Source organism: Litorivivens lipolytica, assembly GCF_014191715.1.
In the GTDB taxonomy this organism is placed as follows: Bacteria; Pseudomonadota; Gammaproteobacteria; order Pseudomonadales; family Spongiibacteraceae; genus Litorivivens; species Litorivivens lipolytica.
On sequence record NZ_JACHWY010000001.1, the window covers coordinates 593,254 to 606,943 of the forward strand.

Genomic DNA, 13,690 nt, shown 5'->3' on the forward strand with positions numbered 1-13,690 from the left:
TGAGCTTTGCGCAGCGCTTAGAAAGAGCCTGGTATAGACGGCGTTTGCGCGCGCTGTGGCTGCTGTGGCCGCTGGAATGTTTTTATCGCGTTGTTACCCGCTATCGCCGAAAGCGCTTGCAGCAATCCGCCGAGCCGCTGCCTCTCCCGGTTATCGTGGTTGGCAATGTTGCCGTTGGCGGCACCGGCAAAACCCCCTTGGTCATTGCCTTGGTGCGCTGGCTACAGTCGCAGGGTTACAAGCCCGGCGTTATCAGCCGGGGTTACGGCGGGCAGGCGCCGACGTATCCCTATGTTGTCAAAGCGAATGCGAGTGCTGAGCTGGTTGGGGATGAGCCCCTGCTGATCGCCCGCTCAACCGGCTGTCCGGTTGTCGTTGGTCCGGATCGGGTGGCGGATGTCCGGGCGCTACAAGCACAATTTGATTGCGATATTGTGGTCAGCGACGATGGCCTTCAGCACTACCGGTTGCATCGGGATATCGAAATCGCTGTGATAGATGGTGTTCGCGGTTTCGGCAATGGCCATTGCCTACCGGTTGGGCCGCTGCGCGAGCCAGAGAACCGGCTAGACGAAGTCGATTTGATTGTGGTGAACGGAGACAGCACACTTTCACTGACGCGCAGTCACTGTGAAATGCGCCTCGAACCCGGCAAACTGAAGAATCTTAAAACCGGGAAGACCCTGGCCGCGGGCGACCTGATTGTAGAGCAGATTGATCAACAAGGTGGCGGGCGTGTTCACGCGGTCGCTGGTATCGGTAATCCGAAGCGTTTTTTTACCACATTGGTCGAACTCGGCCTGACCCCGATTCCCCATGTATTTCCCGATCACTACGCCTATACCGAGCGGGATTTGCGTTTTGAAGGGGAACTGCCCCTCGTGATGACAGAGAAAGACGCGGTAAAATGTGCACCTTTTGCCAGCGACGCTATGTGGTCACTGCCCGTGCAGGCGGCCCTGCCAGCGAGTTTTTACACGAGCCTCGAGCGCAAGCTGAAGAAACTGTCTGAGGATAAGGGATGAGTTTTACCGTCATAATTCCCGCGCGCTATGCGTCAACGCGTCTGCCGGGCAAGCCCCTGCTGGATATACAGGGTAAGCCCATGATTCAGCATGTCTGGGATAGAGCCTGTCAAAGTAATGCTGACCGCGTCATCGTCGCCACGGATGATCAGCGCGTGCAGGCTGCCTGTGAAGGCTTTGGTGCAGAAGTCTGCATGACCCGCGAGGACCACCAGTCCGGAACGGATCGTCTTCAGGAAGTGGCGGCCCAACTCGGCTTGGCTGACGATGCGGTTGTAGTGAATGTGCAAGGTGATGAACCACTGATCCCGCCCGTAGTAATTGATCAAGTGGCAGAGAATTTGGTGGCCAACGACCGCGCAGAAATGGCGACATTGGCCGAGCCGCTCGACTCCCTTGCTGCCCTGCGCAACCCCAATGTCGTCAAGGTCGCGCTCGCCGCTAACGGTTTTGCATTGTATTTCAGTCGTGCCTGCATACCCTGGGCGCGGGATGAATTTGCTGCCGAGCCAGAGGTTTTGCCGACCTCATTGCCATATTTTCGACATATTGGCATCTATGCTTACCGCGTGAGCTTGCTGAATGATTTTGTAAGCTGGCCACCCGGTCAACTGGAAACCATCGAAAAACTCGAACAACTGCGTGCGCTCGAACAGGGCGCGCGCATTCACGTGGCCGAAGCCGTAGCCAGCATTCCTGCGGGTGTAGATACCCAGGCGGATCTGGAGACCGTTCGTCGCGTGCTGGCAGGGGAGGGCAACTGAGGTGGTACGCGTTCTTTTTGTCTGTCTGGGCAATATCTGCCGTTCTCCTACCGCCCACGCGATCTTCGAGCAGCGAGTGAAAGACGCCGGCCTCAGCGACAGGGTCAGCGTGGATTCCGCTGGCACTGGCGACTGGCATATCGGTCGACCGCCGGACCCGCGAGCCACTGAGGCTGCTGCAAAACGTGGTTTTGATATGTCACACCTCAGAGCGAGGCAGTTTTGCACCGAGGACTTCCAGAACTTTGACTATATTCTGGCGATGGATGAGGCCAATCTCAGTGACATTCAGGCGCTGGCGCCGGCCTCTCATGGGGCCAGAGTTGAATTGTTTCTCGACTACGCGAGCCACTTTACCGAGAGAGAAGTTCCCGACCCTTACTATGGTGGCGATGAAGGCTTCACACATGTGCTGGATCTGGTCGAGGATGCCGCCAATGGACTGCTTAAAACCTTGCAGGAGCGTGGGGCGTGAGCCCTGAGTCCAACGTCTCCCTTCAGATGAGAAACACGCTGGCAGTGCCGGCAAACGCTCGTCATTTTATTACCGCAACGACACTCAGTGAGCTTCGGGACGGTTTGGCCTTTGCCCGTCAACATGAGCTCCCTCAGCTAATTCTAGGCGGTGGCTCGAATATCGTGCTGTCGAGAGATTACGACGGTGTGGTCATCGCGCTGAATCTCCGGGGCGTCCGTGTCCTGAGCGACGATGGGGAAACCGTGCTGGTGTCAGTCGCCGCTGGAGAAAACTGGGATGCCTTTGTTCGCTATAGTCTGGAGCAGGGTTGGTATGGGCTTGAGAATCTCAGCGCGATACCCGGTAGCGTGGGTGCTGCGCCGATTCAGAACATTGGTGCCTATGGGGTAGAGCTCAGCAGCGTGTTGCATGCCGTGGTCGGCGTCGATCTGGCGAATGACTCTGAGCGCCGCCTCAGTGCAGCAGAGTGCGAATTGTCCTACCGGGACAGTATTTTTAAACAGGGTTTGCGCGACCGGTTTGTGATTACCGAGGTGGAATTGGCCTTGCACCGGCAGTCTGCGGTGAATTTGTCGTATCCGGCGCTGGCCGTTGAAGTTTCTGCTGATGCCAGCCCGCAGGAAGTGGCGGCTGCGGTTCGAAAAGTGCGAGGCCGTAAACTGCCGTCGCCAGCCGATCTGCCCAATGCCGGCAGCTTCTTTAAAAACCCGATCATCTCACGGGCTCAAGCGGATGAACTGCAACAGTCTCACCCGGAAATGCCGCTATGGCCTCACGGCGACGCCTGTAAACTGGCCGCCGGCTGGCTGGTCGAACAGGCGGGCTGGCGAGGTGTCGAGCACAACGGCGTTGGTATGTATCGCGAACAGGCGCTGGTGCTGATCAACCCGGGCCGTTGCTCCGGAGAGCGGATTCTCGGCTTTGCCGCCGATATTCAGTCATCCGTCCAAGATCGATTCGGTGTTACTCTGGAAATCGAACCGAGAGTGTACTGATCGTTTTACCACGTATAGTCGAACGGGCTGATACGCCAGATTCAGGAGGCTTTTTGGATCTTTTTGACCCGATAGACCGAGAGACGCTGGACTGGCTGGAGTTCGGCGCCAGCCGCGTGGGGCTAAATCAACACTATGTGACAGACCAGCAGGCACTGTATCAGCAACTTTGTGACGAGTGTCAATGGTCGCAGCCAGCGGTCTTTCTGTTTGGTAAACGGCATAAAGTTCCACGTTTGAATGCCTTTTACGGGGATTCCGGGGTTGAATACCGTTACTCCGGGCTCACCCATCGCGCTGAGGGCTGGCCCGCTAGTTTACAGATGCTGAAAACCCGTATCGACAGCTTGCTCGGGACACGTTTTAATACGGTGCTATTGAACTGGTATCGCGATGGGGGCGATACCATGGGCTATCACGCCGATGATGAAGCCGTCTTAGGCCCTGAGCCGACCATTGCTTCAATCAGCCTCGGGGCGCCACGCCGCTTTGTGATGAAACGGCGCAATGATCCAAAGGTAAAGCGTGAAGTGATGCTGGAAGGTGGCAGTCTACCGGTCATGGCCGGGCGCTTTCAGCACGATTGGTTACATGCGGTACCCGCAGCGCGGCGAGTCAGGGAAGGGCGTATTAATCTGACATTCCGCCGTGTGAACTCCCCCGAACACTAAAAAATACCAGGGACGGACACCACTGAAGGGATGCTCGGGCCAGGCAGGAGTCCCAACCATGGTCAGTATTCTGTTAGCTGACGACCACGATCTTGTTCGCTTTGGCATAGAAAAAATGCTGGAGGCCGAACCGGGTTACCGTATTGTTGCGACTGCCCGCACCGGCGAAGAAGCCATTGCCCGTAGCCGCGAACTCAACCCTGCCGTTGTGCTGATGGATCACCGCATGCCGGGAATTGGCGGCTTGGGCGCTACCCGCCGCATCGTCCAGACCTGCCCATCGACCCGGGTTATCGGGCTCAGTGTATACGCAGACGAACCCTTCCCCTCGCAATTTCTCAAGGCCGGCGCCAGTGGTTATGTCACCAAAGGGTCGAGCTTTGATGAGATTATTAAAGCCATTAAAACCGTGGTTTCCGGTGGGTGCTACATCAGCCCTGAAGTGGCTGGCAATATCGCGCTGCGCAGCCTCGGCGCAAAGGAATCGCCGTTTGATAGCCTCTCGCGCCGCGAGCTGGAAATCTCCTTGATGCTGGTCAACTGCGAAAAGGTTGCGAATATTTCGAGGCTGCTGAATATCAGCACTAAAACGGTGAATACCTACCGCTATCGTATTTTCGAAAAGCTGAATATCAACAGTGATGTCGAGCTGGCCTGGTTGGCATTGCGACACGGTGTGGTAGAGTTGCCCGCGACACCCTGAACTGTCGCGGCACATGAGTAGTACTTCCTTCGATCACGAAACCTTTCTAAAGCACGTTACCCGCAAGGCCGGGGTTTACGTGATGCAGGACGTCGCCAATGAGATTCTCTATGTTGGCAAGGCAAAGAACCTGCGAAACAGGCTGGCCAGCTACTTCCGTGCCTCCGGCCTGGCCGCCAAGACCATGGCTTTGGTGGAGCGCATCGCCCACATTGACGTCACGGTTACTGCGACAGAAGGCGAGGCGCTGCTTCTCGAACAGAACCTGATCAAGCAGTACAAACCGCCCTACAATATTCTGCTGCGGGACGATAAGTCCTACCCCTATATTTATCTCTCCACCCAGCACAATTACCCGCGAATTACCGTTCACCGCGGCGCCAAATCGAAACAGGGACGTTATTTTGGCCCTTATCCGAACGCCTCATCCGTACGTGAGAGTCTGAACCTGCTGCAGAAAGTCTTTAAGGTCAGGCAATGTGAAGACAGCTACTTTGCCAATCGGAGTCGCCCCTGTCTGCAGTATCAGATTAATCGCTGCACTGGTCCCTGTGTGAATCGTATCAGCGCCGAGGATTACGCCGACGATGTCCGTCACACCATGATGTTTCTGGAAGGCAAAAATGCCAGCCTTATCGCCGAGCTGGGTGACAAGATGGAACAGGCATCAGAGCAACTGGCATTCGAAGAAGCCGCGACTTACCGCGACCAGATTGCTCACTTGCAGAAAGTACAAGCCAGCCAGTGGATTGAAGGCGAGGGCGGCGACCTCGATATCGTGGCCGCCATTATTCGCGCCGGTCAGGCCTGTGTTCAGCTGCTCTATGTGCGGGCCGGGCGAATTCTCGGTAGTCGCAGTTATTATCCCAAACTGCATCTGGAAGAGTCGGAAGCAGAGGTGCTGGAGGCCTTTATTGCCCAGTACTATTTGAATGGTATTCGCGATCTGCCGGGCGAACTGATTGTGAATCGGGAATTGCCTGAACCCGACACCTTGGTCGCCGCTTTGCGCGAGGCGCGTGGTCAGAAACTGGTCATTTCTCATCGAGTTCGAGCGGGGCGAGCCAAGTGGCTGAGCCTAGCCGAAACTGCAGCGGAGCAGAATCTGGGGAATCGACTGGCAACGCAAGCCAATTTTCAGGAGCGCTACGAAGCCTTGCAAGAAGCGCTAGAGCTGGATGAGTTGCCACAACGCCTGGAATGCTTTGATATTAGCCACAGTGGTGGGGAACTGACAGTGGCGTCCTGCGTGGTCTTTGACGGCAATGGACCACTGAAATCCGATTATCGCCAGTTTAATATCGAGGGTATTACTGGCGGCGATGATTACGCGGCTATGGCGCAGGCGTTACAGCGTCGCTACAAGCGAGTGGCCGCCGGGGAGTATCCCGTGCCCGATATTCTCTTGATCGACGGAGGCAAGGGGCAATTGAACGCCGCGAAAGAAACCCTCGCGGAGCTGTCTTTGCCCGAATTTCTAGTGGTGGGGGTCGCCAAAGGCGTCGAACGACGGGCCGGCATGGAGGTCTTGATTCGCGGTGACAACGGAAAAGAACTCCGGTTGCCGCCCAACAGCCCCGCGCTGCATCTGATTCAGCATGTGCGCGATGAGTCTCACCGGTTTGCCATCACCGCCCACAAAAACCGGCGGGACAAAAAGCGTCGTCAATCAACGCTCGACAGCATCCCCGGAGTTGGTGCGCAGCGACGGAAAGCGCTGTTGCGGCAATTTGGCGGCCTGCAGGGCATTGTCGCCGCGAGTGTTGAGGATCTGAGCCGGGTGCCTGGTATCAGCCGTAAACTGGCGCAAGATATTTACGAAAGCCTACGCAGCGAGTAGCACTAAGATCGAATCCCGCCTAAAATGGGCGCACTTTGATTCAGGGGTCCTAATGAATATTCCTAACTTATTGACACTATTCAGGATTTTTCTAATTCCTGTGTTTGTCATTCTGTTTTATATGCCCCTGGATAACCGGGCTTTTTATACCGCACTCGTGTTCTCGGTGGCCGGAATCACCGATTGGCTGGACGGCTATTTCGCGCGCAAGCTTGGTCAGATGACGCCATTGGGAGCTTTTCTGGACCCGGTAGCGGACAAATTGATGGTCGCTATCGCATTGGCGTTGCTGATTGAGGTATACGATGCCTGGTGGTTTACCTTGCCGGCGGTTGTCATTATCGGTCGTGAAATCGTGATTTCAGCGTTGCGGGAATGGATGGCGGAGCTGGGCAAGCGCACCAGCGTAGCGGTTTCGTTTATCGGTAAATTGAAAACGACGGCCCAGATAATCGCCATTATTGGTCTGCTGTTATTTCAGGAAAGCCGTGACAACATTCTCTACATGGCCAATATGGTGGCGCTCTATGTTGCTGCCTTGCTGACCCTGTGGTCGATGGTGATCTACCTGCGAGCGGCCTGGCCAGACCTTACCCGTTCTCAAGACTGATGGAGTTGATGGCTATTTGAGCAATCCAGCCTTAAATTTCAATCAATTGCAGTTTCTTGTCTTGACTCCTCGCTGTCACAGCATAGAATAACCGCCTTCGCCAAACAGGCCCCTTAGTGGCTTATGGCGAGGCCGATGTTGCGGGAATAGCTCAGTTGGTAGAGCGCAACCTTGCCAAGGTTGAGGTCGCCGGTTCGAACCCGGTTTCCCGCTCCAAACTCTCTTTGGAGAGACCGGTTATCGAACCGGCGTACACGCTCTGGTTTTCTGGAACGTGTAGAAAAAATCGATAGAGGCATGTTGGCAGAGTGGTTATGCAGCGGACTGCAACTCCAGCGCCAACGGCCAAAGAAAGAGCCGGTTATCGAACCGGCGTACACTTCTCGGTGTAGAACAAAATCGACTTGAAGGCGCGGTGGCAGAGTGGTTATGCAGCGGACTGCAACTCCGTGTACGCCGGTTCGATTCCGACCCGCGCCTCCATTTCCCCTTTTATTCCTGCGCTCCACCTATCACAGATACTTGCCCAGACGCTTTTTTTACGAGCTCTGCAATGGACTCTCTGGATGTGGGTGCGTGCAAGAAATCACCCTGAGCGCTGCTACAACCGACTTCGCGTAACGCCTGCATTTCGAGTTCATTACTGACGCCAGCGCAGCTGACCTCGAAATTAAATTCTCTTCCCAAGATTACAATGGTTTTCAGCAGGGTCTTTGCGTGCTCAGACGCCAGAGCTTGCTTAACAAAATCCGGTGAAAGCTTTACGCAATTTGCACGTGCATCAGACAGAGATTGTAGAGATGAGGAGTTGTCTACATAACTAATGATTCTACGTGTGCCGGTCTTTTCTAGCTGTTGCAGTGACTTCTTGGTTGACTCTTGCTGTATAGCGAAAACGCTGGCGGGTATTTCCAGTGCAAGGTTGTCGGGCGATATGCCTGTTTTCTCACAAAAGGCGCTAATATCTGCTGGCTCCAGCGCTTCTAACTGCTCTCGGGTAAGTGGGATTGCTACTGGCGGAACCCGGGCCCCCTCGTTTCTCCAATACGCGGTATCCTCCACTAAGGTTTCACCAATCTTGTCAATTAGAGCGTCGGCCGGAAGATTTGGCGCGGTCGCATCGTCAACATTGCCTTGGCTATCCAAACTTACCGGCAGACAAGTTGCGCCGACCAGGTTGCCGGATTTTAGGTCGAAACTGGGCAGATAGCGTATCGATATGTTGTTAAGATCGGCGCCGTTGTTGATAGGGTTCTTGACAGCCGATAAATGAGGTTTCGTAGCAAAGCAGTAAGGCTGCTGTGAGGATTTGGCTTGGTACATTGCGTCATCAGCGGCTTGGATCAGCTGTTGAGGCGTATCCCCGTTATGGGGGTAACGACTGACACCAATGCTAACCTCAATGGAGAGACTTATGCGCCCCAGTACTACGGGCTTTTTCATGGCAGCTTGAATACGCTCGATCAGGAGCACGAGGTCGCTGCGCGTGCCGAAGTCGCGAACGATGGCTGCAAACTCGTCACCGCCAAGCCGCGCCGGAAGATCCGTTTCTCTCAAGCTTTTTTTCAAGCGCACCGCGAATTCACGCAGCAACAGATCCCCGGCTGCGTGCCCATAGGTATCGTTTATCGGTTTGAACTTATTAAGGTCGAAATAAAGTAGCGCGAAATAGCCATCTTGAGAGCGTTTATTTTGTTCGAGCGCAGTTTGTAACTGGTTGTCATAAAGCACGCGATTGGGAAGACCGGTTAATGCATCGGTGTGCGCCATTCGCTCCAGATGCAGCAGCCTCTGAAAGCCCACTTGCCGGTCGATCCAGGTGGCCAAAATACTGAGCCCCAAAGTAACGGCTGCAAAAATACAAATGCCCAGCGCCAGAGTATTGTCGGAGAACTGTGAGCTCGGCACGTGGGTATTGGTTGTCAGAAAGAACTTGCTTGAGGCCATTGCCGTGTAGTGCATTCCGGCAATCGACCCGCCAATCACCACGCCCGCAATCAGGTTCACTGCATTTTCAGGCATGCTTTTTGTGGCGCGAAGCTTTATACGCGTGGTTAGTGCTATTAGCGCGAGCAGATGGGCGACAACGATAGAAAGCACAAACAGAGCAAAGTCGTAGCGTAGTCCGGGCATGAGCATCGCTTCCATCCCGGTGTAGTGCATCGTGCCTATGCCGGCGGCGAGTAATAGCGCGGCCATTTGCCGGTGGAAACCCTTTAGTTCGCTCTTGGTAATAAAGTGGAGGGCGGCCATGCTGGCGAGAAAAGCGGGGAAAACCGATATCAGAGTAAGACCGGCATCGTAATTCATGGCCGGATGGCCGGGCAGCTCGAAGGCCAGCATCCCGGTAAAGTGCATTGACCATATACCGCACGCTAGTGCGACAGCTCCGCCTACGTGCCACCAGGCTTTAGTTGAGCGGTCGGGCGATGCGGTGATTCTGTCGGCAAGCGCGAGTACGGTGATACCGGCAAGCGCAGCTATTGCAACCGAGATCGCTACGAGTATCGGGTCGTAGGTGCCCAGAACCTGATTTCCGAGTGAAGAGTCTTCAAGGTTGAATCGCCAAAAGTTCATAGTTTTCCACGTGTTGCGCGATGTTCCGTAGAGATACCGCAAGGTTTACAACTGCGAATCAGAGCGCTGAGGCGTTTATTCCATAAAACTACAGCATAGTCCTTAAAATCGATTCTTTCCGGAAATCATTGCAACGCGAAAGACCATGAGTTTTTGCCAGCATCACACTTCGATTGTAAAAGCGTGCGCAGTAAGCTAGTATTCTCCGCCTCCACTGCGCTACTTCAACTTAAGCGATTGAATTTATTGGATAAAGATCGATCGTTTTCAGCGTAATCCCTCAGGTTGAGCTCTTGCTTAATCTGGCGTCAGTAACGGCGCAGATCTTCAGGCCCGGGTGGTGGAATTGGTAGACACAGGAGACTTAAAATCTCCCGCCTATTGCTGGCGTGCCGGTTCGATTCCGGCCCCGGGCACCAAACCTCTTGAAAACACCATTGCTACGACACAAAAAGGCCCAAATTGAGGCGGATTGGTCGCTTATTGGCGTTATAGTACTGTTCTTAAGCCCCCGATAAATGCCGATTTTGGGAATATCGCGGCAAAATAGATTGGTTAGAATCGCCTTCGGCGCTTACTATAAGCACTGGTGCCCGGGCCATTGGGCATCAGATGATTCCTCTAAGTAATTTTTGCCAAACCCGATGGTCACAACTTAGTCAAAAATTGTACAGGGTGGATTATGATGACTCATTTAAGGAAGACTGAGTAATACACAACCATGTCTGGATTCGAGAACCAGAAATCGGTGGTTGACGATGCTTTCGAAGTCAAGCAGCGAACTGTAGACGGTGTACACGCCGTGGTGGCGATTGTCAGCGCCGCCGGCTTGCCGTTTATTCTGGCTCGTGATCCTTCTGCAGCTAACCTGCTAGAGCAGGCTGGAGCTATTACCTTTACGATTCTCATGCTGATCAGCTGGATGCTCCGCGCTGAAATCAGTTTGTTCGCCCGCAGTCTTTTCATCATCAGCCTTTTGGCGATCGCCGGAGTCACTGGCCTTGTTCAATATGGGATGCTTGGGGCGGCGCCGTTCTGGTTGATTGTCTGCGCTTTGTTTAGCGGTATTGTGATCTCCCCGAAAGCCGGGCGAATCGCAAGTGGCCTTGTGTGCGCCGTGGTCGCTCTGGTGGGGCTTGGATTCGTGCTCGAGATTATCGAGCCGCAGTTTAATCCCCGCGATTATGTTTTCAGTTTCTCAGCCTGGGCTAACTACCTTATCGGTGGTGTCGTCGTAACCCTTGTTCTGGTGCATCGTATTTCGTCGGCCATGATTGGTATGACAGAGGAGCTGCTCGAGTCGCGTGAAGCACTGAAGGCTGCAGCACACTACGATGATCTGACGGGTGCAATTCGGCCAAACTTGTTAAAAGAAATACTGAATATGGAACTGCGTCAGCGTCCGCGTGATGGCGGTCGTCTGGCGTTACTGTATCTCGATCTTGATCGTTTTAAGGCGATTAATGATGACTATGGTCATGAGGCCGGTGATGAGGTGCTCATAGAGCTGGTAAAGCGTATTCGCCGCACGCTGCGTGGCGAAGATGTTATAGCGCGCCTGGGTGGCGACGAATTTGCCGTGTTACTGCGCAAGATTGACGTTCCGGACGTCGCAGTTTCCGTTGCTCGGAAAATCCGCAAGGCTGTGCTGTTACCGATTGAATTTCGCGGCGTGGAAATTGACTTTGGTGCGAGTATTGGTATTGCGATTGCACCTGAAGACGCGTCTGATATCGATAATCTTCTTCGAAAAGCTGATCAGGCGATGTATATGGCCAAACGCCGTGGCAGTAATCAGATCGCCTTGGCAGGAGCTATTGTGGAGCCGGCCTCGCTCGCATCCATAGATGAGATCAATGATGCCAGAAAAGTGGCGTACAAAGATTCAGAGAGCGCTCCAGAAAAAAAAAGAGCTGACACCCAAGGGTGATTCAGCTCTCTAAGACTTGCGTAAGCTATTAGGCGCGCTGGTAGGTTCCCACCAAGCGATTCATACCAATCACGTTAGCTTCTATTTTTTCCAAAAGCTCCCACAGGGTTAGACCTTCGGGAAGTTGCTCATCACTGTTAAGTGCCAGTACCCAAAAGTAGTATCGGTGCAGGCCATGCCCCGGCGGCGGCATCGGTCCGCCATAATTGTTATTCCCAAAGTCATTTTTGCCTGCCGTACCTCTGTCCGAGCCTTCCGATAGCTCACTGCAATCTGCCGGGAGGTTATACAGAACCCAATGCACGTAACCATAGGTGCCACCTGGAGAAACAAGTGGTGCATCGGGATCGTGGCAGATCACAGCAAAGCTTTTGGTTCCCTCTGGTGCGTTAGTCCAGCTCAGCGCAGGAGAGATATCTTCGCCTTCGCCAGTGTGTTTACTGGGGATCGCACCGCCTTCTGTAAAGGCGGAGCTCGTCAATCGCATTTCGGAAAGTGCAAATCCCATAGCGTTCTCCGTTTAATTGTGAATGACTTGCAGCAGCTTGTCCGGGCTGCCTTTACGGTCGCCGATTTTGCCGCTGACGCTAGCCTTGAGCAATGCCTTTTCCAGCTCAGCGGGAGAGCGATCTGGCTCGGCCTCCAACATCAGGGCTGCTACGCCGGCGACGTGTGGGCTAGCCATCGAAGTGCCGCTGATCGTTTTCGTAGAACGATTGCTATCAATCCATGCTGAGGTGATGTCTTTCCCGGGTGCGAACAGGTCGGCGCATCGACCGTGGTTGGAAAAGCCGGCGCGACGGTCGCGGTTATCACTGGCTGCAACGGTAATGGCCTTTTTCGCCCGGGCAGGGGAGGCCTGACATGCGTCTTTGTCGTCATTGCCTGCCGCGACAATCACAGTAATGCCTTTGCTGACGAGATCGTTGACCGCGTCGTCCATGGCGGATGACGCGCCACCACCAAGACTCATGTTAACGACCGCAGGTCGCTTGGCGTTCTTTGCGATCCAATCCAGTCCAGCAATTACGGTTGAGTTGGAGCCCGCGCCTTCGCAATTCAACACGCGCACAGCATACAAGGTGGTGTTTTTGGCAACCCCCCATTCGGTGCCACCCGCGGTACCAGCAACGTGTGTGCCATGACCATTACAGTCATTCGTGGGGTCATCGGGTTTTTCCTTCTCACCGAACAGCGCGGCGAAGATCGGATCGAGCAAACCGGCCGGCGGCTGCTTTGGATCATCGCTAGTATTTACGCCTTTGCCCAATCGACCGGCAAAGTCTTTGTGATCGCTACGAATACCCGTGTCGACAATATAAGTATGTGTGTTACTACCTGTGAGCGTGTAAGAGAATTGCTTGTCCAGTGGCAGGTCGCGCTGATCAAGACGATCAAGGCCCCAGGTGGCACCTTGTTGCACCGTTTTTTTGGAAATTCGGGCAATGGCATCTTGCTCTACATAGCGTACAGTTTTGTCCAGGCTGAGAGCCTTTGCCTGAGTCGAGGTGAGGTAGGCAGCAAAGCCGTTAAGCACACTGGTAAAGCTCAGGTCTGCTTGTCCACCGAAGGTGCTCATCAGCGTTTTCATTGCCGGCTCAACATTGACGCCGTCTTTCAGCACAATGATGTAACGGTGCGGCAGGGCATCCGAGACCTGAAGTATCTTGCCCCCTGAGGGGGTGACTTTTTCCAGGGCTTGGGTAGCTGGCTTTGCCGCTTTTTCAACGGTGTCAAACAAGCCGGCGGTAGCCCCTCCGGCCAAGCTTATACAGAATAGGGCTAGCCCCAGTGTGGCCGATTTTCGCGTTTTGATCGTATTCATTCTTGCCTCTGTGTGATCAGAATAGTGCGTGTGATTTATTATGTTCGGGTTTCGGATCAGAAAATACCGGTAACGTTATCGATCTCCATGCCCCCGTGCGACACCTTGTGAATTATTACCTAAACGCCGTTTCATCGCTGCGCGATGATGGGTGACAATGATGACCTATGATTTAAGGCAGTCGAGATGGTATTCGGTTCAAATCTCAGACAGATCAGGTTCAGGCAGATCAGGTCTAAGACAGGTGCAGTCCGTCTAGCAGTCCTAGGGAT

The 13,690-nt window shown here is 54.1% G+C and carries 12 protein-coding genes and 3 tRNA genes; 12 read left to right on the plus strand and 3 right to left on the minus strand.

Translation table 11 applies throughout. From position 1 onward, the window contains the following. The first annotated feature begins 44 nt into the window (after positions 1-44). From lpxK to FHR99_RS02735, 10 genes are all read left to right on the plus strand, one after another. Positions 45-1,025 carry a tetraacyldisaccharide 4'-kinase gene (lpxK, locus tag FHR99_RS02690; RefSeq protein ID WP_246386446.1) on the plus strand — a complete coding sequence of 327 codons (981 nt, stop codon included), beginning with the start codon at positions 45-47 and terminating at the stop codon, positions 1,023-1,025. After that, positions 1,022-1,789 carry a 3-deoxy-manno-octulosonate cytidylyltransferase gene (gene kdsB, locus FHR99_RS02695; RefSeq protein ID WP_183409011.1) on the plus strand — a complete coding sequence of 256 codons (768 nt, stop codon included), beginning with the start codon at positions 1,022-1,024 and terminating at the stop codon, positions 1,787-1,789. Before lpxK ends, kdsB begins: the two co-directional genes overlap by 4 nt. Position 1,790: 1 nt before the next feature. Further along, complete coding sequence (locus FHR99_RS02700) at positions 1,791-2,264, plus strand: arsenate reductase/protein-tyrosine-phosphatase family protein (RefSeq protein WP_183409012.1); 474 nt, start codon at positions 1,791-1,793, stop codon at positions 2,262-2,264. Beyond that, complete coding sequence (gene murB / locus FHR99_RS02705) at positions 2,261-3,262, plus strand: UDP-N-acetylmuramate dehydrogenase (RefSeq protein WP_343067347.1); 1,002 nt, start codon at positions 2,261-2,263, stop codon at positions 3,260-3,262. Before FHR99_RS02700 ends, murB begins: the two co-directional genes overlap by 4 nt. Before the next feature lie 53 nt (positions 3,263-3,315). Then, on the plus strand, positions 3,316-3,933 hold the full coding sequence (locus tag FHR99_RS02710) for an alpha-ketoglutarate-dependent dioxygenase AlkB family protein (protein WP_183409013.1): 618 nt from the start codon (positions 3,316-3,318) through the stop codon (positions 3,931-3,933). Positions 3,934-3,991: 58 nt separating this feature from the next. Beyond that, on the plus strand, positions 3,992-4,636 hold the full coding sequence (locus FHR99_RS02715; protein WP_183409014.1) for a response regulator: 645 nt from the start codon (positions 3,992-3,994) through the stop codon (positions 4,634-4,636). Positions 4,637-4,649: 13 nt separating this feature from the next. Beyond that, positions 4,650-6,476 (plus strand): excinuclease ABC subunit UvrC, encoded by a 1,827-nt coding sequence (gene uvrC, locus FHR99_RS02720; protein ID WP_183409015.1) that lies wholly within the window; start codon positions 4,650-4,652, stop codon positions 6,474-6,476. 52 nt (positions 6,477-6,528) lie between these two features. Next, positions 6,529-7,086, plus strand: a complete 558-nt coding sequence (gene pgsA / locus FHR99_RS02725; protein ID WP_183409016.1) for a CDP-diacylglycerol--glycerol-3-phosphate 3-phosphatidyltransferase — start codon at positions 6,529-6,531, stop codon at positions 7,084-7,086. Between the two features lie 140 nt (positions 7,087-7,226). Beyond that, positions 7,227-7,302 (plus strand) — tRNA-Gly (locus FHR99_RS02730). A gap of 193 nt (positions 7,303-7,495) precedes the next feature. Next, positions 7,496-7,569 (plus strand) — tRNA-Cys (locus tag FHR99_RS02735). 9 nt (positions 7,570-7,578) lie between these two features. Here the strand turns inward: FHR99_RS02735 and FHR99_RS02740 are convergent. Beyond that, a complete protein-coding gene (locus tag FHR99_RS02740; RefSeq protein WP_183409017.1) occupies positions 7,579-9,663 on the minus strand; it encodes a diguanylate cyclase domain-containing protein in 2,085 nt (694 codons plus the stop codon). A 331-nt stretch (positions 9,664-9,994) separates the two neighbouring features. Between FHR99_RS02740 and FHR99_RS02745 the strand changes: the two genes are divergently transcribed. Beyond that, positions 9,995-10,082, plus strand: a tRNA-Leu gene (locus FHR99_RS02745). A gap of 302 nt (positions 10,083-10,384) precedes the next feature. Next, positions 10,385-11,593 carry a GGDEF domain-containing protein gene (locus tag FHR99_RS02750; protein WP_183409018.1) on the plus strand — a complete coding sequence of 403 codons (1,209 nt, stop codon included), beginning with the start codon at positions 10,385-10,387 and terminating at the stop codon, positions 11,591-11,593. A 28-nt stretch (positions 11,594-11,621) separates the two neighbouring features. Here FHR99_RS02750 and FHR99_RS02755 read toward each other — a convergent pair whose 3' ends face one another. Both FHR99_RS02755 and FHR99_RS02760 read right to left on the minus strand, forming a co-directional pair. Then, complete coding sequence (locus FHR99_RS02755) at positions 11,622-12,101, minus strand: YbhB/YbcL family Raf kinase inhibitor-like protein (protein ID WP_183409019.1); 480 nt, start codon at positions 12,099-12,101, stop codon at positions 11,622-11,624. A 12-nt stretch (positions 12,102-12,113) separates the two neighbouring features. After that, entirely contained in the window at positions 12,114-13,418 is a 1,305-nt protein-coding gene (locus tag FHR99_RS02760; protein WP_183409020.1) for a S8 family peptidase, read from the minus strand. Positions 13,419-13,690 lie beyond the last annotated feature (272 nt).